The organism is Bradyrhizobium sp. USDA 223, from assembly GCF_044909005.1.
GTDB classification, from domain to species: Bacteria; Pseudomonadota; Alphaproteobacteria; order Rhizobiales; family Xanthobacteraceae; genus Bradyrhizobium; species Bradyrhizobium yuanmingense.
The window spans coordinates 564,947-584,538 of the sequence record NZ_JBIYDR010000001.1 but is presented as its reverse complement, the minus strand read 5'-3'; the positions used below and the strand labels follow the sequence as shown (position 1 = coordinate 584,538).

Sequence of the window (19,592 nt, the reverse complement as noted above, 5' to 3'; positions counted from 1 at the left end):
GAGGGAGCGTAGTCGCCTAGACGAGAGGAACAGCGCGTTCAGACATGAAATCGCCCAGACAGCTTTTTCAAAAAGATGTGCAGGTTGTCCTGAGTTCTCGGTAGTCATCCCGAGCGCCTCTCGGCGCTCGGGATCGGACAGGCAGCGCGCAGTTCGAGGATGAGCTTGGCAAGCGAGCTCGGCAAATAAAGATCCGGCAGACTTCATTCGTTCGCTTCAGTCTGCCTCAGCCCTTGACTGCGGAACCGCAAGGCTTGTCGTGCAGCCTCGAACGCCTCGATCAAGTGCGTGCACGACTCCCGCATGCCGGATTGGCCATCGCTACGGTACTCCAACACTTGCTTGCCGAGATGATCTCGCTGGAAGGACTCGAACTCAACTAGATCTGACGAACAGTTAACTCAAAGTCAAACCAGCTGGTTAGCCGCGGCAGCGCCCTGTCTGGTCTGCTCAACAACTTTCGACCAGTGGAGCTCTGATCCCGAGGAGCTGTTGAGCTGACGAAGATATGCCTCGCCTTGCGCGCCTTCATCGATCGGAAGACCGAAAGGCCCCCATTTTCCCGAAGTGCAAAAGCACCTTCGCGGCAATTGGCGAGGCTTTGACGATCGATTTTTGGCCCCGCTATAGAGCATTGATAGATATATCTCCGGCGTGATGAAACCTCAGAGTTCGAGGCCGCCACGCTCGGCCAGCACACGGTGCATGACTTCGCGTTTGATCTCACCGGCGAGCTCGTTTCGGACTTGGGCTCCGAGCACCCGCTCGGCATCCGGATCGCCTAGAAGACCGTGCTCGGCCAGTCGCTGATCCAAGCGGGTTTGAAACTCCTCGCCCATGGCTTCGACGAGCCGGTCTTGCATCGCTTCATATTCATCAGGAGCGATTCGCCTCAGCACCGTCTCCCACGGTTGCCAGCGGGTTGCCATGTAGTCAGTAAACTGGTTCGCTTCTTGCTCGCGAACCGACTGCAGCGCGCGCGCCGCATCATCGGATGTCACGTGAGAAACCGTCAGAAAGCGCATGTCAGGGGCGACGTGAATCAGCTCCAGCGGCTCGCGAAGAAGATTTTGATAGGCCAAGTAGACTTCGACATCGTCTGAGTTCGGGTGGAGAGTGAGGAGCGAGTTGACCCTGTCGCGCGCGATCCCTTCCAGCGCGTCCAGGCGGAACGCAACGCGGCCGCGCTGGATCAGTTGGCCGAGCCTATTATCATACACCCCCTCCTCGACGTCAGAATTAAGGCGCGCGGTCCGCATACCGTTCCAGTGCAGAGTGACACGATCCTCGCAACTCGCGTTGGCTTCAGAAGCCTGTGTGAAAAACTGTTCGCGCAATCTCGGATTGGTCGCCGCCTGCCGCAGATCATCCGCCACGGCCTGCCGAAACTCGTGATTGCCATAATTGACGGTCCCACGTAGCCTTTCTAGGAACCGGGCGTAGTCTTGGGCGCCAGGCTCATCCGCAAAGTGCTGCCACTCGGCTAGCGCCGTCGGATCGTCCCCGAGCCAGTGCGCGGCAGCCTCGTCCAGAGGCAGCTGCTCAAGATGGGGTGCCGCGAGGTGAGCGCGGACTTCGTCCGGGAATGGGTTATCACCGAACTCGACGTTCTGCAGCGGACGGCCCAAACTCCCCGGTAGCAGATCCTCAGGCAGGCTGGTCAGCCGGTTACCGCTGACATCGATCGATTCAAGCCAGCTCGGAAGGGTTTCGGGGAGATTGGCCAATTGATTGCTGCTGACATCGAGTTCAACGAGCCCCCATGGGAGGGACTCGGGGAGTTCGGTCAGCTGATTGCCACTGACCGCGAGCGAGGTGAGGCTGCTCGGGAGAGCGTCGGGCAACCTACTCAGTCGATTGTTGTTTGCGTTCAGGATCCCCAGCTCCGCCGGGAGGCTATCTGGGAGACTCGTCAACCTGTTATCGCTCACCTCTAAGCGATAGAGGCTCGCCGGAAGAGCGTGCGGCAAACTGGTTAGCCGGTTGTGGCTAATAAAAAGTTCGTGGAGACCAGGTGGGAGGCTAGCGGGCAGGCTGCCTAGCTCGTTGTGCATGGCACGGAGGTTCAGCAGTCTCGGCGGCAGGGCGTCGGGCAAAGAGGTTAAGGACAGGGATGACAAATCGACCAAGTGCGAGCGCATGTTGTCCGCAGCCCTGATTCGCGAGCGCCCCTGTCCGCGGTTTTCCGCTGAGCCCTGCCCCTCTTCGCCAACCCACTCGTCCAGGATCCGCGCGCGCGCGGAGCTGGGGGTCCGAAACCCTGTCAAGCTCTCGACCAAATTTGCCAAGGCACGGTTGAAGCTGCCGAGGTAGCTTTCCCGCTCCCCTTCTTCAAAAGTATCCGGGGCAGAACCTGCGCTCCGCTGTGCCTGTCCTGTGTCCATTATCTTATCTCCCTCGGCATAAACTAAGAAATCCGCGTGCCGCTGCGCAAAGCCGCGGAGCAGGAGTTTGCGCGCTGGCGCAATAATCGTTCGAGCGGGCGCACGGGCGCCCGCGGCGGCCCGCCCTGGTCGAAGGCGGATCAGCTTCACACGATTTGGAGGCGGCGAATGGATCGCTGCTGCTGCAACGTTTGCTGCCATTCCGTTGACAGACCCGGAGGACGATAACGTGAAAGCGTTCTGCCGCTAGCACGGCCACCTGTCGATCAGCTGACGAGTCTCGCTGCAAAACGCCCAATCACTCGCAAAGACCAGCGTTGCACCGGTTGCCTTGGCAAGTGAAAGGACGGCCGCGGAGGTGAGCGTTCGAGCGCCTGCCGCTCTTCGTTTTTCACGGACTCGGCCGAAAAGGAATCCCTGCCTGCCATTGAGGTAACGCACCGTGCCGCCCCCCGGGCTCGACGTTTAAGCCGCTGCCGCGTCGGTGCGGAAACGTGTAGGCGGAGATAACGGGCGGCCAGGGATTCACAGTTCCAAATCGTTGCACCGAAATTATGCCTGCTTCGATGCCATCGCTGCGGTAACTGCGATAAGATCGTCAGCTTGCCGAAAGCGAAGTGTCCTAGGTCCTAGATGGCGCCGTCACGGGCTGAGTTGGCCCGGTTTGGTAAGGGAGTTGAAATGGATCCTTTTGAGACAGGACAGATTCCGCCCGGCGGAGGCATTCCTTCTGCATCTTCCCAACAAGAAGGGGCGGAAGACGGGCGGGGGGCGGCACAATGGGATGCATTCGTGACGGGTTTCGCAGCAAACTCCGGGCATTTAACCCATGCGGCGACCGAAGCAGACGAGACGCTTGAGAATTGGGCTTCTGAACAGCACGTGGGTCCCCTCGAGGACCGGGACGAAGCGGCAAGGCGGGTCAATGCTCTCGGTGAAGACGCCATGCTGGATCTCCAGTCGCTGTCCCTTACCAGTCTGCCCAGACTTCCAAGCGAAATCGTCGTGCTCGATGTGCCCTTCAACCGGCTTACCAATCTGCCTGACGAACTTCCGGCTTCGCTCCAGCGTCTTGATGTTAGTGGCAATCAGCTGAGCAGCCTGCCCCCGCTCCCAGCCGGGCTGAGAGGCCTCGACGTGAACTCGAACCGGCTGGAGAGCCTACCTGCCGTCCTACCTGCCGGGCTCCAATTTCTTTCCGCCAACTACAATCGGCTGCTGAACCTACCCGGCGCCTTCCCTGCTTCGCTCCAATTTCTCCACATCAGCCACAATCAGCTGACGAGTCTACCGGTGGAGCTTCCTGCTATGCTCGAGTTTCTCGACGTAAGCCAAAATCAACTGACGGATCTGCCGCCGGCTCTCCCAGCTTCGCTCCGGTTTCTCGACGTAAGCCAAAACCATTTGACCAGTCTGCCCGAGGACCTGCTGACGGCCTTGGGCGATGATGGCACCCTAGTTCTCACTGAAAATCCACTATCTGAGCAGGTGCTGGCGAACCTGAGTACAATCCTCGGCGCGGAGGGTTATGTCGGCCCGACTGTCCACCTTTCGCACGACGACGAAAGTGAATCGTCCGGGACAGACGATGAGCAGGCGGACGCTCTCGCTGAAACAGTTGCAGAATGGCTGAAGGGCAATCCACAGGAGGGCGATCGGGAGGTGCTTGCCGCTTGGCAGAACTTTGCAGAAGAGCCGGGCGCTCGGGAATACGGACTTTTCCTCGGCAAGCTGTTCGAGTCCGTCAACTCCGGCAATGAAGGGTTTCGGCAATCGGTAGCCAATGATCTGCGTCAGGCGGCAAAAAACCCCCAATTGCGTGCCCAGTACTTTCAATTGGCATGGGACGCCAACCAGAGCTGCGAGGATCGCAGAACATTAACCTGGAACGGCATGCAGACCGCGCGCCTCATCGCGGAAGTCGAGAACGGCCTCTATGACAACAAGGAACGGCTTGCCAAGCTCGTCGAATTGGGGCGCGTCATGTTCCGCATGGACGCACTCGAGGCGATCGCGCGCGACAAGGCTCACTCGCTCGCCTCGATTGACAACGTAGAAGACATCGACGCCGTTGAAGTCTTTCTTGCCTACCAGAACAAGCTGCGCGAGCGGCTGGAACTACAACACGTCGCGCCGAACATGCGCTTCTTTGAGGTCGCCGGCGTTAACAACTCTGACGTTGACAGGGCAGAGACATCCGTTCGGGAGAGGGAGGCGGCCGAATTTTCCGACTATTTGGCAATGGATTGGCAGCCGTGGGACGATGTGATTCGCCGCATCGCACCTGAAGAGCATGCCAAGACGCAGGACCAGCTCATTGGTGCAATGGGAAAGGAGTTCGACAGCCGAATGGAGCAACAGCTCGCCGATCAAGGGCTGACCGGAGCTGAAGCTGGCCTCGTCGAAGATGCCAAGCGAGTGTTGGGTCCCGCAGTTCGCAAAGAGATCGCCCGTGAGATCAAGGGCGCTCTAAGAGATAAGGTGCTCAATGAGCACGGCCTCGCGCTCTGAAGCCGCGTTTGCCGTAGGATGCTGCTAATTTTGCTGCCGTTCCTCTGGTGCGCCGGTTGGTGGCCCAGAGGCGCGTAATGCACAGCGAGTGCAGCGGAGTGCCGATCGAGAAACCGGCGTTGCTGCTGTCTATCATGCTGCCGCTTGATGTAGGTCAGGTCGATGCTTGGAGTAGACTGGCTGCTAGCTCTCTACTGAGACCAGACGCATAGAAGCGCATGTCGTCGATCAATGTTCGGAGCTGTCGCGCACTTTTGCATTCTCCCATTTAGTTTTGACTTCGGGAACGATGAAAAACGACCATCATCCCGATCCAAGTGCTGTCTTTCCTCGCAAAGTGGCGCTTTGGACGCCATGGAGTACCTGTTGTCGGCAGCCGTTACCCGCGGCTCGCCCCGGCGGCGCCATGCAGGTCTGCTACCCTGACGCATGCACTTGCATCAGGGCTCTCCTTGATCGGCACACTTGGAAATGTTGCGCGGCACTTGACATAAGGAGTCCATTGACGGTGGTATCTTGAATGCCGACCGCCGGCGCCTGACAGGAAATTTAAGCCGACTTTGCCTGCATCTGAGCCTGAAGAATGACCTTCTGCGCTCGCTTGTGCATTCGATTTCGCCAATCTTCGACGGGTAGTTGGACAGGCTGCCAATAAGCGTGGGATAAGCGGATGATCGCACCCCGCCGCGAGCGATGGAGCGTCTTAACGAGCTCCTCTAAGCGTGGAGTGACAGCCGAAGCGCTGCCCCTCTCACGCCCCCGGCAGTTTGGTTGCTGGACACCACTCTCCATCATGTCCGCTCTCTCCATCATTCGTCCGAGGATCGCCGTTGTTCCCTCACCGTCAGCGTTGTTTTGTCTTCCATCGATATGGTTCCGCAGGCAGCCAATCTGTGGCACCCGCGAAGAACGCGGTCAGCGACCATTTCGCGGCTTCCCCATCTGTCAGTTGATGGGAGTAAGATTCGCGGCCTAAGGGGTTAGCCCCGACCCCGAAGGATCTATATTCGGCATAATAGCTCGTGCTCAAGTTGTTGGTCTTGCCCCTATCCCATTCGCGCCAGCCCTCCGGAATGACCTGTGCATCTATCTTTGTCGACAGAAAGACCACTGTGGCATACGGCCGCCAGGGGCGGCCAAGCGCGATATCGCGCGCGGCAGGGTCGGCGCTTAGAGTGCAATGATCAAAAACATAGCCGCTGTCCTCGTCCGGTGCTGCCTTGCTCTGAGCGGTAAAGACGACCGCTTGATTGGCGATGCCGTGCAACTCACATTTCCGGAACCAGGCCTTGGCGTTGCCAAATACGAAATCGACATGCCCTTCGATGTAGCAGTTCGAGAAGTATTGACGTGACATTCTGCCGTTTGGACCTTTGCCGGCAAGCAGCGTGTCCTGGGCGCCGAGCAGGCGGACGCGCGTAACGACGTCCCTGTCTCCGGTAAGGGATAGTGCAACCGCCTGGGAGGGTGGATTGGCCGGGTTGAGAGCGTAGTCGTTCTGGATGGTCAAATTCTCGAGCCGGAAGTCATCGCCATTGGCATCCAGCGTCGCCGACCGGGCGGTTCCTCCTACATTGATCGCGCCATCGCCATACACAATGACGGTATTCTCCGGCTTGCTACCAGTGCCTGAGAGATGAACACCGGATTTGGAGATTTTGACCTTCTCACGATAGATACCGGGCGCGATCCGAACATCTCCGCCTTCCGCCGGCAATGCGTCGATGGCTTGCTGCACCGAGTGATAGTCGGCATTTACGGCATGCGACACCAACAGTGGCTGAGCGTATGCTGACGAGATGCAGAAACATCCCGTCAGAAGTGCAGCAGAGTGAACGAAAATACGCATGATCCTACACTTCGTTGAGTCAGCGGCACCTCGACGCAGTCGATAGAGCCTATCTCTGCGGGATAGCCGCAGCGCATGGGCAACACATTTTTCGCGCCAAATCAGAACCTCCACGTCACCTTCGCATTCCCGGCCCTGCAAACCGTCAGACAATTGCAAACAAGTCCGGACATGAGGCCGACCTTCGTCAACACCAGTAATCTTGGCCCAGATGCTGAACTCACCACCCGAGTTCGGCGCCGGATGTAGTGCTTACCGATTGCTGTTGCGGAACGCCCTGGAACATACCTCCGAGCCGCGCAGCAGCGGTTTTGCAGCTTGTCCGGGCAGCGGCGGTGATACGTCAGAGTGTTTTGCGGTGACGTTCGCATGTTCAACTTGCCAAGTGGCGGAGTCGGCAAATCGGACATCTTCGAGTGTCACGTCAAGTGCATGCTCCTCGTCCACGCCGCGGATCAGCAACACACCGGTGTCGCCATGCACATGACGGAGAACGATTCGCCGATAGACCGGAATTCTCGTGCCTTGTGCGCGCGGATCATATTTTGCATCGAAAGCTAGCGGCCACCGGTTGCCCCTCAGGCACACGTACTCATAAGTCACGCTCTCGACCAGACCGCCTCGGCTAACATCGCTCTTGATGCGCAGGCCGGACGTCGTACCATCCAGCGTCAGATTATGCACCAATATGTCTCTGGCCCCGGAATTCACCTCACTGCCGATCGACATGCCGTGCCCCCAGCCGAAATAATTATCAGTGATCGAGATATGGCTGCTTGAGCCATTGTCGCCAGCCTTGATCGCGACGTTGTCGTCACCCGTACGGATCAAGCTGCGGGTAATGGTCACATCCTGACTCGCGCCAAGATCGATGCCATCGGTGTTGCGCGCATCCGCCGGTGAATCGATTATGAGGCCCCAAAACGTGGCACCTTGGACCCGGTTCATCGCGACATGAAAGTTGGGAGCGTTGCGCAAGGTGACACCAGAGAAAGTGATGTCCTGCGCATGATCGATCTGGATCAAGCGCGGGGCGTTCTGGTTGCCGCCCTGGGCTTGAGCGCGGCGCGCTAGCTGCCACCAGGTTTCCGCGCCGCCGCCAATTATTGCGCCCCCCTGACCATCGATGATGCCTTCTCCGTAGATGCCACCGCCGCTCGTTTTGGAAAAGCTGATGAATGGCCGGCATCCGCCGCCCTTTTCCGCAATACGACCACATTGTCCGAGGCCCTTGTCGTAAGCAGCAGGTTCGGGGATGGCGATCAGCGTCGCCCCGCGTCCGACCCATAACGTCACACCCGATTTCATCTCGAGTGGGCCCGACCGGAACTCGCCACGCCCTAAATACACGGCGGCCCCGGAAGGACATTGGTCGATGGCATTTTGCAACGTGGTCGTATCTTGCTTGCCAGACGGCACGAGGCGTTCGCACACCGTATGAGGTGCAACAGGCTCGGTGATAGTCCGGCGGTCTTGCGCTTTCGCGGCGGGGAAGACAACGATGGAGGTGAGTATGAACAATAGGGCTAAGTTGCGAAAACGCTTTTTCATCGACTTCCTCGTGCTTTGTCAGGCATCCACGCTCCATCGGTATGGAGCCGCGGGCTACATCTTGCCGCCGCGCGCGTCGCTGGCGCGCGCAAGATGATATTTATGAGACGCAGCAGAGGCCCGGACCGTGTACCTGCGCAGCAGCACTCTGCAGATGCGCAAAAAACACGAAGCGTCATGCGATGGTTCAAAATCCGACAGCTTCGTCAATGGTCGGCCTTCTCGCGCCAATCAAGCGGGTCGCCGGATTCGGCTTTTTTGCATCTAGAAAGTCGTCGGCGCCCAGTGCTTGCTCTTGATAACGATTTCGATAAGCGGCGCATCAGCCTCACTGGGAGCAATTGGTGTACGCCCAGTACCCGCCGAAGCCGCGGCACTCACCCGCGCCTGACCTCGACTGCTGCTGCTGAAGCTCCGCGCTGTTCTTGAAGCGTTTGGGAAGCCACACCTGCGTGCTTGTTCTCCTTGAACACCGTGTTGACGAGCTGGTTTAGTGTACTGTCATCACTGGCCTGGAGCGACTGGCTGCCCTCACCGAGGAAATCCGCCCCTTTAAAGCATCTGAAGATACTTCTCAGCCGTAGATGTTGAGAGTTTCCGACGAGTACTTGGACCGCTCACCATCTCGTGAATGTAATCATGATCCGCGCGCGAGACATTCGACGGCGGATTGCGACCGCGGCATCGAGTCAAGGCCTGCCACGCGCGCTGTATTCAGTTGCGGCTCAAAGGCATATTCTTTCGCCAGTCTCGGCTGCTGATCGTTTAGTCAGGCGTGCTGTACCGATGGTGGAGGGGCAGCACTAAAAATTGTGCGAGTGCACGCCCGCCTCCCGTCCAGGATCGATGGGTCTATCCGTATTCGGAGAAGCTTTCGAAAAGCTGACGAGGTTACGGCCGGGAAGATGGATAACGCGACCGAACTGGCCCTGAGTAAGGGGGACAGCTCTTGACGTTCAATCCAGACATCTGCGTGAGCAGCCCTACAGATAGGAGGCTCTAGTCAACACCGCAGGGTGACGTCCGGCATGTGGGGTTACTCCGCGCCCCATCCGCCGGCCCAACGCACCGCGATCACCAAAACGCCCTGCATAACGGCAGGCCGCCAGCTCGCCCGCCCGGGTCCTTAAAAATGATGCCTCGCAAGCCGGTCGGTATTCTCGCCGTTAACGTGGGCTACGGCAGCTTTCAATGGTCTCATGATCGCCTGGTAAACCTCACAGCAGCTTCCTGGTCAACAGGATCATCGATGCTTCGCGGTTCGCGCGGTAGCGCGTCACGTATTCAATTGTTTGCCGCAGAGTTGCGGTGGCGTTCATCGATCGGCAATGAGATTGCTCGACCCTCAAGCCTCCGCTCCAAATCCGCCAATCCTGCCTTACATTCGGCGACGACCGATTGGGCACGAAGCAGCTTGACCTTGAGCTCATCCTGCTGCCTGACTATTTTCTCCGCATCCCAATCGTCCTGCAACATCTCATTGATCATGTGTAACCACCGATGCAAGGCCGGCGCTTAGCTCCAAGAACCCACGCTTGGCATCTCGCCGCTACGGGCGCTTGAGCCACGGGTTAAAGGTGGCGCAAAAGAATGTCCAGAAGCGTAACGTCTTAACCCCGGTGTGCGCCATCTTGCTGAGGACCGCCATTGGTCGCGAGCCCGTTGCAGGACAGTCGGATTTTGGCCCGCAAAGCCAACGGCAATCCGAAGGTGGCAGAGTTCGCGACGCTGGCACGCGTTTTGGAAAGTCCATCAGGAGACGTCTGCCATCGATGAAGTGGCCACGTTTCATTTGATTACCTGGATCGGGTGCTGAAGGAATATCATGGCCAAATTGGTGCCGTCACACGTTCAAGCAACCGGAATGCCAATGCCCTCGAGCACTTTATAGAGAGAATCATGTAAGTTTTTTCGCGCCATCTGGCTGCCGGCAATCCTATTTGTCGCGACTGAAACAACTGATGTCTTGAGCAAGACAGCGAAAGCCGCAACCACGAGCCTGTAGCGGCGCTCGCTCCGGCAGCCGATGTCGGCCAGAGTGCTCCCACCATCTTTTGCGACGACCTTGCGGCGTGAGCCGCAGTGGCCGACGTTAACGCCAGACTGACGTGCTGTGCGGGCGATCGGCAGTCGATCCGGAATGCAGAAGGGGGTTGGAGGCTCCTCGCAATCTGATGCCACGGCTGTTCACGATATGATCTCACGCTTAAATTCCGAAACCGCGTTTGGCCCAGCCTGGTCGAAGATCAGTTCGTGGCCCGCTTGCATCCTACCTCGCGATGCTACGCACCTGCGCCGCTCGGAACGAACTGTCTCACCTTCAATCGGGCCAATCCGGATCGCGCAGAAAATCAACGAGAAGGAGCGGCATGGTAACAACGCTTTCTCCATCGGCTCATTCACCAAGATACTCGGCCACGCGAGGCTCCAAGCGCCCACAGGCAAGCGACCGTGATTGCGGTGAAAACGAGTACAGCGCCAATTGCTAGCACAATTTCCATCGTCGGCTTCCTTCTATTGCGCGGACCACCCACCAGACGTTGTATGTGAAGGAATTCCTCCGCCAATCGACTATCTGGACACCATTGTCTGTCACTCTCACGGAGAAGGAGGTTGAGGTGCAATAATCAAGACCGCTATAGACTCCTGGGCACTTGGGCCTCAGTAGCCAATGCGACTCCGCTCCGAAGTGATATATACTCGGTAGCGACCGGGGATGTGGCATTCACTTTCGAAGTCGTAACCGTTTGTTATGCTCCCGGTTACACGGACTCTGATTCTGTTGTACCTGCGGCCTTCTTGTTCGTTATGCGCTGAGGACTTCGTGACCGAGCGCATGAGCGAACGCGTTAGCCGCTGAAGGGGCTCGAATACGTTGCTCCATGTTGCCTCGCGAGCAGTAACGGGGCGGACCCGAAATGGTCTAGAACATGTCAGGCGCGCCCCAGCATCACAGCCCCTGCAAGACCGGTGACGCTCACTGCACCCAAGCAAGGACCGTGCCCTTCTTCCAAAAGGCTGCTGTACCTCGCTTGGGCTGTGTATACTTGTGAAGTGTATCCTATTTTGTTCTGTCTCCATGTCCATCAGGACGCAAACTGTTTGCAACCCGACATTCGTGTATCAACGTTGAACTCAAGCGCAGGTAAGCTCGCGATGGCACAGGAAGGCGATCGCATCGCTGGAAGTAGCGCTGACGCTTGCAGTCTACAACCCTGCCGATCCCAAGCAGCGATGGGAATTGCTATTCTGAGTGTCGCCGACACTAAGCTGTGCATCGACAACAAAACCCGCGTCACGGCGGCGTACTTCAGCAAGTTTCATGTCAGGATAGTGACCCAGCCGAATTTTGGTGCGGTTGTTTGATAACGACCCAGGTCGTTCCTCTTGCGGACACGCAAGGCAAAGGCCGGCGTCTTCCGGTTTATATACAGACCGGACTTCAGTGACTGAACGGTGCGATCTGTGAGTCCAAGAATTGGCACGATCTGGCACGCCTCTCACGTGGATTGAGGCGGACAACCATGCCGAGGTATATGTGGGTCGAATTCGCGCAAACCACGGCATCAAACGGGGCTTACAGGCACTCTGTGGAATGGTGGTGTGGCTGCACAAAAAATTCGTAAGCTGGCGTCCGTGGTCTGAACAGTTGCGTTTAGAATTATGGTAGCCCCTGATCGACAAGATCAAGTGCGGCAAATGGCGCGTCGCCTTTCTTGCAGCCAGCGGCAAAGCCCGTCAGCTTCTCGCAAGGTCTCCGGTGTAGCGGTGCTGTTCTTGAGAGAAGGAGCAGAGCGTGGACAATCCTCCGTCGAGCCCGACGGCTTTGATGGCGGTCCAGGACGAGTTCGTGCCTCAGGCGGCGCATGCCAGGCAATAAATTCCAGACCACCTTCAGCAGGCAGTTCAGGCAGAGCAGACACGCCAGACTCTGCGCCAGAGCACGGTGCGGCGCTATGCTGACGCGCTTTTCTAGCTCGGCTCTCGTGATGAAACGATCACCGCACTCGAACCACAATGATTACCAGCCCGCACCGAGAACTATTTGTCGCGGGACTGACGGCTCTGCGCCAACAGTGCTTCACCGGTGTCGCAATCCCAAATGCCTGGACGGCGCACGCCTCGGCCATGTTGCTTCAGCTGAGAAGGGGAGCTGGTCACGTCAACAAGACCTCACCATTACCTGACAACTATCCTCATCAACCCGAGACAGAGACCCCGCTCTCGTCCAAGACGTCATCCGGCGTTCGGATCAGCCAACCCGGAGATCTTCAGCTGAGATCTTGCCCGTACGCCCGGCCTTGGGCTGATAACTTACGCGGGCCCCCTCTTCGAGAGTGGTGTAACCGGCCTTTTCCACGGCACTGACGTGCACGAAGACATCGGGGCCTCCATCCTCGGGCCTAATGAATCCATAACCCTTGGTCGGATTGAACCACTTCACAATACCCATTGCCACGTCGGCACCTCCTTAGTGAACCGTTGTGATCTAGCGAAGAGTCTTCCGGCCATCAAGAGCAGCGGCAAAAAACAGCGCGGCATGGATGCGAAGGTCTCGTCTCATTCTTCTGTCGGAACGCCTAGCTGTCGCCCAATATGCAAACGATGGAAAGCCCCTGACGCGACCGCATTCCATTCCTGTGGATGCGGATGAGGATTTGACCTTCGCTTCGGTTGCCGCGGCGAACGGTTCACAAGAGAGTTGCACGCATCGAACATTCCCCAATAATCCATAAACATGACGCTTGCATTGATGGTCCGCGAAGTGTCGGTCACTAAGCCAGCAACGTTTCGTGAGAAACACCCGAACCTGGTTAAGGGCGCTAGTTCGTGCGTCTACCAGCAGCGTGTTTTGGAAATGCGTCTGCCGACCATCATTGCGGACTTGAGGTCCGGCCCGCGCCGTCCGAGCCGCGTTTCGGTGATCACAATTTCAGCACGTCAGCCGCTATGATCACCAGATTTCAGCTTCCGACACATATCGAACCGCCACGCCGGCAAGGGGAGGACGGACATTGGGATTCGACGGACCGTCAAGCTTTCAAGAGTGTGATGCGCGTGCGCCGTTAGCTTGATTACCTTGTCCGCGTTGCGCCTCACCGTAGCAACCAGCGATGACATGGAAGCACGCACTGTTCATAGTATCAGAACCTCTATCATCGCTGTACACTTGCCACGTGACGTCTGCTTGTATTTCGCCACAGCGCACCGAACCCGCGGCTCAAAGAAGACCCAAACGCCGCGCCTTGACGACGCACTGCGTCCGGCTGGTCGTTTCCAACTTTCGCATCGCATTCTTGACATGAAAGTTGACGGTGTTCAGGCTCACTTTCAGGATCACTCCGATAGCCCAGGATGACTTCCCTTCCTCGACCCATCGCAAACACTGTCTTTCCCGTTCCGACAGCACAACCTCTCGCCTATCCGCCATGAATTTCTCCTGTAGTCCAGAGAACAGGAAAGCATCAGCAAATGCCATACCACTCAGTGGCGCCAGCAAACTGTCGGCGAGGCAGGACAAGTTCTTCGGCGATTGCCGCTCCATTCGCACGAGGCTGCCATCCTGCTGTAGCCCTATCGACGCGCTTTCGACATTGTCGTCAATCCGACGGCAGCATTACGACAACCGTGGCTGTCGATATTTGCGTCTAAATCTATGTGAGCCGGATATCACCCTTTCCCTAAGCACTCCTCCCCCGAAGGAGTGTGGGAATTCTCTCTCAAGGGGTAGCACGGGCTCGCGAACCCAGGTCATTCATTTTGCATCCAAAGCCCTTCTTTCCAGCCTTAGGCGCGAGGCCAATCAACCCATAGCGAAAGCTATGCGTTCGGCGCGCCTCCTATGGCGATCATGCAAGCCTTTGCGGTCCCAATAAACTACCAATGCTGTTCATTGAGCGGCATCACGCCGAGAAAATATGAGCAACGACGTTGGTGGGAATCTAGGTCGGCTTACAGGATCCAGGCATGCAGCATCAAGCACTAGCCGTTCGGTCCACCGCGGGTCAACAACGCGCGCGGCCCTCGCCTGTGGAAATGCTTCGTGCCCAGGTCTGCTCGAATGATAAGCTCTCGTTTTGATGGAAGCCCATGATGGCCTTTCCGCCACAATCGCCCAGCGCTCAGGATTCAATGGGGCTCTGGGCGTCTGGTCTGTCGATTGCCAGCTCGCTGGCTATCGTGATGCCAATGAAGCTTCATGGAGCCAGCTCGTCCAGAGCGTCGAACGCATGGTGGACTCGACAGAGCTAGCTGTGCTCGTTGACGGGGATGGCGGCTTCGGCAATTTCAACAATGCTCGCCTGCTCGCACGCAAACTTCGTCAGGCTCGCGCGGCGGGTGTCTCGCTTGAGGACAGCTGCTTTCCGAAGCTGAACTCGCTGATTGGTGAGCGGCATCCGCTCGCCGATATTGATGAATTCTGCGGGCGTCTGCGGGCTGTAAACATGCAGTCGCCGAAAATCTTGTTCTCGTGGCCAGGATCGAGGCGCTGATTGCCGGTCACGGATTGAACGAAGCTATGCTCCATTCGATTTTCGCCTTGTGGTGCCTGCCGTCCCGCAGTAGGGCATCCAGGCGTCGCTCCAGGTCGCCGGCCCGGCCCGACGAGTCCCTGCCCGACCCGCTCGGCGTACTCAATGGTGTTGCGGACCGGGCTTCGAGCTACCTGCGGAAGGCCTCGATCCTTTCGAACTTCTCCCCGATCTGATCGAAGATGCTTTCGATGGCCAGCAGGTCGTCGGCAGCGGCCATCCGACCGTCCTCAATGTCGGCTGCCATGCTGGAAGCTGTGTACTCCTCGGCGAGGACCTGCATGGTTTCTAGGGTGCAGGAGATCCTCCGCGCGAGATCGACGATGGCGTCGCGGAAGCGGTACGGATGATTAACGGTGAGAATGGACCCGAAGTCCTTCAGCAGGAGTTGTTGGACGAACTCCTCGAAAAAGGCTTCCAGCCGGGTAGCGACTGTTTTCGGCTCCATGACGGTCCGTCGGACGCGCTTCAGGTCGGCCAGAATGGCCCGCAGGCTCTTAGACTAGTGAACTGGTCGGCATGATTGCGCGCCTCGCGGACGGCGAGCGCGGCTTCGCGCTGCTTGCGGTCGGTGATCTCAGGCCTCAGCTTTTCGACGGCTCCGTTGAGGCGGATTTTGCACGATCAAGCCGCCGAATCGCTGCGAGAGATCCTTATTGAGGCTCGCGAGCCGCTCCGGAAAACGGGACCTTTCTCAAAGCAGAAGCGAGCCAACCGCGAATACTATTAGTACAAGATCTACACGCCCTCGGTGGCGAGGGATCGAAGAAGACGACCCTCAAATATGTCGGTCCGACCGACGATCCCGAGATTGCCAAACGCGCGGAAGCTTTCCAGCGCGCCAAGATTGGCTATCGCGCGCGACGCGAGCTGGCAGCAAAGTTGAGGCGGGCCGGTTACCCTGCCTTCCCCACATGGAAGATCTCGTCGTCAACGAACTCGCGCGCGCGGGACTTTTCCCACTTCGCGCCACGCTCGTCGGTTCGATGGCCCATCAGACATACAGCGGCGTAGAGCGCGCCGTGCATCGGCGGCCTGGTGAGCTCGCCGCCAGAGCGACCATGCGAGAACACGGTCGATTGAGATGCGCCGTTGAGCGAGCTTGATAGCGATGCGACGGGTTTCCTGGATCGACCAGCGACGCCGCGCACGATCGAAGATGCCCGGATCGAGGCAGTAATCGTCCGCACCCTTGAGACGAAACTGCCCAAGGCCACTCACTGGAGCTCGCACAGCATGACGAGGGCCAGTGGACTGTCGGTCTCGACGGTACAGCGGATATGGCGCACCTTCGGCCTGCAGCCACATCGGTTGGAGACCTACAAGCTTTCAAACGATCCTAACTTCGTCGCCAAGGTTCGCTACGTCGTTGGCCTCTACGTGGTCCCGCCCGAGCGAGCCATCTGCTGTGTGTCGACGAAAAGCCACAGATCTTGGCGCCAGATCGGAGCCAACCCTCGTTCCGCATGCGTCCTGGTCAGGTGGAACGCCGCAGTCACGACTACAAGCGCCATGGCACGACATCGCTATTTGCCGCTCTCGACATCGCAACCGGCCGGGTCATCGGCAAGTGTTACGGGCACCACGGGCCACGGAATTCCGCAAGTTTCTGATGAGATCGAAGTCCCGTGCCGGATGATCTGGACGTCCATCTCGTCAAGACAATTAGGCAACCCATAAGACGCCGCTGATCCGTAACTGGCTGGCCAAGAGACCGCGCTGGCACGTCCACCTGACCCCAACCAGCTCATCCTGGCTCGATCAGGTCGAACGTTTCGTTGCCCTCATCACCGAGCGCAAAATCAGGCGCGGCATCTATCGCAGCCTGGCGGAGCTACGTGCTGAGATCACGTCCTTCATCGAACAGCACAACGCCGACCCGAGCACATTCCGATGGACCAAATCAGCTGACGACATTCTCAGCCTCCATCGAACGCTTCTGCGCTCACAATCAGCCAAGGCCTAAAACGCCATGAACTTCTGGTTTAGGACACTAGATTATGCGCCGATGTCCCGCGTACGAATTTTTCGCCCGAAACGTCCGCGCGCCCATTGCTGCGCCGATCGCGCGCAATTTCCAGAGGAAAAATGAACCCCCAATGCAAGGCTGTCGAGTGACGGTGTGCTGCCCCCAGCGCACTCGCGAAAAATTCGCGCTTCAGGCTGCGGTCATGTACTGCACGTGATGATCCCGCAGCTGAGGCGGTTATGCCGGCATCGCTGTCTTCAGCAGCACAGCAGCTGCGATGGAAGTGGACCCGAGGCGACATGGGCTTGTGCATCGGGGAAAAGGCTCTTGGTCAGCTACTCGTCAGCGAAGCGGTTTAGCCAGGAAGGCTGCGCATTCTCGACTCTTCTATCGGAGATAAATATGACGGGCATCGGCCGAGCTGGCAAATCGTACGTTGAAGCTGCAGGAGCCGACAGCACTGGGGTATCGAGCAGTTCGAGCCTGGAGTTCGGCCTCGTCTCTGGGGAACGCAGTCAATCTTTCGAGGCCGTCGTGGAGCGGATGCGCTCCGGGCCTCAAGATAGAACCGCGCCGCTCGTGAACCGGCAACCAACTTCGGATGTGGCGGCGCCAACAAGAGATGAGGTTAAGGCAGCAAAGCGAACGTTGGGCAGCCTGCTTGAGGACTTTAACACCTGTCGTAGGGCAGCCACGGGCGGCCGGACCTTGTCCGAGAGGCAAGAGCTGATCGATCAAGTCGTCAAGGCAGGCTCAGCAGTTCTGGACTACTACGCTGCTCTGCCCCCAGGTTTGGCGAGGCGCATTCTGCCCGACGATCGGGCTCGCCAGCTCCGCGATGAGACGCTGAGCGCGGCCGACGAAGGTAACGCCGTGGCTGCTACGATTTTCGATGACCTGGAGAAGAGCAGACACAAAGCGGCAGCCCTGCTCGGCAGGATCATCCGCACCGCTTCGCCTGACCAGCTGAACCGCGTGCTTTCAGGCGTGGAGCCCTACTATGAGCACTGCATGGAGTGGTGGAGAAAGAGGGCATTGCGCTCGGAGCGGATGCAATCCGTCTGCGCGGCTACTGCCGACCTACCAAGCAGCACGCCCGAGTTGCGGAAGTCCGAAGAGGCCGCGCTACGACTGCATACCGGCTATGCACTCAATACGAAGTACAAGTATCTGGAATCGCAGATCACTCTCGCGCAGCTCTCCCTAGCGAGCAGGTTGGGACCAGCCGTCAGAGACGCCCTTATCGATGGAGACGGGCGGGTGCGTCTGCTCGGGACCTTCATCGAGGATGTTGTTCCGGCATTCGCCTCGACGGCCGAGGCCGTGATGAACCGCAACGGAGCGCCGCTTGACGCTGAGCACCGTGACGTTCTGGAAGGAGTCATGGAGCGGCTTTCGGAATTTGCGTCAGGAGTAAGCGGCATGGTTGCCAGCCTGACGGACGCCGGCGCGGGAGCCGATCTTCCGTTAGAATTGCTGGATCAGATAGTGGAAGGTGCGTGGCTTACAGCGGACGAAGTCATGCGGCTGCTGGCACTTCAGCCAAAGACGCCAGCCACGATTGAACCGCCGGCTTGGGCTGTGCTGCCGGAACATACTGCCGGGGTGGGCGAAGGCACTGCAGCGCGCAGGAAGGGCAAAGGCAGGCGCGCAGCGGCCGCAGGCGAGGGGAGTTCGACAGCTGGGGGCGCTGAGCCGCAGCTCGCCGGGTCCGACGCTGGCACGGGCTCAACACGCAAGGTTATCGTACTCTCGGATCTGGGTACAAAGAAACTCACGAGCGCGGAGGAGGCCCGCGCGCGGGCGTCATCGTCGGCGAGCGGAAACCTGATGATGTGGCAGGCTCCGCCCTCCAGAGAAGCGCTGACGGGAATGCTCAAGCGATTGGACGAACTTTTGCAGTTCGATCTGCCCGCTCAGCAAAGCGCCGTCTCGCAAGCGCGTCAGATGAAACCCGAGGACGCCGACCACGTCCTAAACATCGTCGTCGAGCGCCTCCACAGACAGGCCGCCGAGATCGAAGCCTGTGTAGCCGCGGTGGAGGAGCCTCGTCGAAGTGGCTTGCTCACGCCCGCGCAAGTGCCCGAAGTGCACGACAAGATAGTCCGGCTGAAGACGATGTATTCCGAGGTGCAGGGACAGGCAAACTCATTGAAGAGGCAAAGAGCCGCGATCATGATCGATTGCATGAAGAGCTATGGCTTTCCCTCGCAGAAATACCTTGAACAGTTGCGGGCGGCCGGGGAGTTGGAGCCTCCGGATCCTCCGCGCGCGTTGAGCGGCGATCCGGGGACGCTGTTCGAGATTAAGCTGCGGCCCAAGGCGCTGCGCAACGGTGCGGCGGCGAATCCGATGTGGGTGCACATCCATACGAAGCGGCCGGTACATGCGTGGCAGTTGGCGACGGCGGCTGACGCCGAATTCGCCGCTTGCCATGTGAAATCCAATGAACAGCGCGGCTACAATCGGCACTGGCAGAGCGCGCGAGCCGCGATGGGGCACGAAAACGTCGTGATCCATCGCGGCAAGCTCACGCCTGCATTCTGTAGGTCCTTGTTGAACAACGCAGTTGGCAACCTGTCCGACGTCAGATAATTTGAGACTGATTAGGCTTTTCGCGAAGAGAGGCTCTGGGCTCATCTAAGTTAGCATTACAGTTGCATTTTTCGTCTGAGGTGAGCGCGGCGAGCGTCGGCCTGGTGAGCTCGCCTCCAGAGGATGCGAGAACACGGTCGATCGAGATGCGCCGTTGAGCGAGCTTGATAGCGATGCGACGGATTTCCTGGATCGACCAG

At 58.5% G+C, this 19,592-nt stretch carries 9 protein-coding genes and 1 pseudogene; 3 read left to right on the top strand and 7 right to left on the bottom strand.

The features are described 5' to 3' along the window. Positions 1–665: 665 nt before the first annotated feature. Positions 666–2,384 carry an NEL-type E3 ubiquitin ligase domain-containing protein gene (locus ABIA40_RS02390; protein ID WP_404538830.1) on the bottom strand — a complete coding sequence of 573 codons (1,719 nt, stop codon included), beginning with the start codon at positions 2,382–2,384 and terminating at the stop codon, positions 666–668. A gap of 681 nt (positions 2,385–3,065) precedes the next feature. Here ABIA40_RS02390 and ABIA40_RS02385 point away from each other — a divergent pair. Next, on the top strand, positions 3,066–4,895 hold the full coding sequence (locus ABIA40_RS02385; protein WP_404538827.1) for an NEL-type E3 ubiquitin ligase domain-containing protein: 1,830 nt from the start codon (positions 3,066–3,068) through the stop codon (positions 4,893–4,895). A gap of 844 nt (positions 4,896–5,739) precedes the next feature. Here ABIA40_RS02385 and ABIA40_RS02380 read toward each other — a convergent pair. The 5 genes and pseudogenes from ABIA40_RS02380 to ABIA40_RS02360 form a co-directional block, all read right to left on the bottom strand. Then, a complete protein-coding gene (locus ABIA40_RS02380; protein WP_404538826.1) occupies positions 5,740–6,744 on the bottom strand; it encodes a pectinesterase family protein in 1,005 nt (334 codons plus the stop codon). A gap of 252 nt (positions 6,745–6,996) precedes the next feature. Then, on the bottom strand, positions 6,997–8,295 hold the full coding sequence (locus ABIA40_RS02375) for a glycoside hydrolase family 28 protein (RefSeq protein WP_404538824.1): 1,299 nt from the start codon (positions 8,293–8,295) through the stop codon (positions 6,997–6,999). 1,284 nt (positions 8,296–9,579) lie between these two features. Beyond that, on the bottom strand, positions 9,580–9,783 hold the full coding sequence (locus ABIA40_RS02370) for a hypothetical protein (RefSeq protein ID WP_404538822.1): 204 nt from the start codon (positions 9,781–9,783) through the stop codon (positions 9,580–9,582). 2,764 nt (positions 9,784–12,547) lie between these two features. Then, the gene (locus ABIA40_RS02365) at positions 12,548–12,754 is read right to left on the bottom strand and encodes a cold-shock protein (protein WP_036030656.1); all 207 of its coding nucleotides are present in this window, start codon (positions 12,752–12,754) and stop codon (positions 12,548–12,550) included. Between the two features lie 762 nt (positions 12,755–13,516). Then, positions 13,517–13,711 (bottom strand): annotated as a pseudogene (locus ABIA40_RS02360) (response regulator transcription factor); the annotation flags it as partial. 664 nt (positions 13,712–14,375) lie between these two features. On the opposite strand from ABIA40_RS02360, the gene ABIA40_RS02355 reads away from it, so the two are divergent. Continuing rightward, positions 14,376–14,789 (top strand): isocitrate lyase/phosphoenolpyruvate mutase family protein, encoded by a 414-nt coding sequence (locus ABIA40_RS02355; protein WP_370157789.1) that lies wholly within the window; start codon positions 14,376–14,378, stop codon positions 14,787–14,789. A 169-nt stretch (positions 14,790–14,958) separates the two neighbouring features. Here the strand turns inward: ABIA40_RS02355 and ABIA40_RS02350 are convergent, their stop codons facing one another. Further along, positions 14,959–15,321 (bottom strand): Wadjet anti-phage system protein JetA family protein, encoded by a 363-nt coding sequence (locus tag ABIA40_RS02350; RefSeq protein WP_404546139.1) that lies wholly within the window; start codon positions 15,319–15,321, stop codon positions 14,959–14,961. A gap of 1,878 nt (positions 15,322–17,199) precedes the next feature. Here ABIA40_RS02350 and ABIA40_RS02345 point away from each other — a divergent pair. After that, entirely contained in the window at positions 17,200–19,392 is a 2,193-nt protein-coding gene (locus tag ABIA40_RS02345; RefSeq protein ID WP_404538819.1) for a hypothetical protein, read from the top strand. Positions 19,393–19,592 lie beyond the last annotated feature (200 nt).

What these genes read in the sequence shown, in the direction of transcription:
- ABIA40_RS02390 (WP_404538830.1), bottom strand. Translation starts at nt 2,384, where the DNA reads ATGGACACAGGACAGGCACAGCGGAGCGCAGGTTCTGCCCCGGATACT.
- ABIA40_RS02385 (WP_404538827.1), top strand. Translation starts at nt 3,066, where the DNA reads ATGGATCCTTTTGAGACAGGACAGATTCCGCCCGGCGGAGGCATTCCT.
- ABIA40_RS02380 (WP_404538826.1), bottom strand. Translation starts at nt 6,744, where the DNA reads ATGCGTATTTTCGTTCACTCTGCTGCACTTCTGACGGGATGTTTCTGC.
- ABIA40_RS02375 (WP_404538824.1), bottom strand. Translation starts at nt 8,295, where the DNA reads ATGAAAAAGCGTTTTCGCAACTTAGCCCTATTGTTCATACTCACCTCC.
- ABIA40_RS02370 (WP_404538822.1), bottom strand. Translation starts at nt 9,783, where the DNA reads ATGATCAATGAGATGTTGCAGGACGATTGGGATGCGGAGAAAATAGTC.
- ABIA40_RS02355 (WP_370157789.1), top strand. Translation starts at nt 14,376, where the DNA reads ATGGAAGCCCATGATGGCCTTTCCGCCACAATCGCCCAGCGCTCAGGA.
- ABIA40_RS02345 (WP_404538819.1), top strand. Translation starts at nt 17,200, where the DNA reads ATGACGGGCATCGGCCGAGCTGGCAAATCGTACGTTGAAGCTGCAGGA.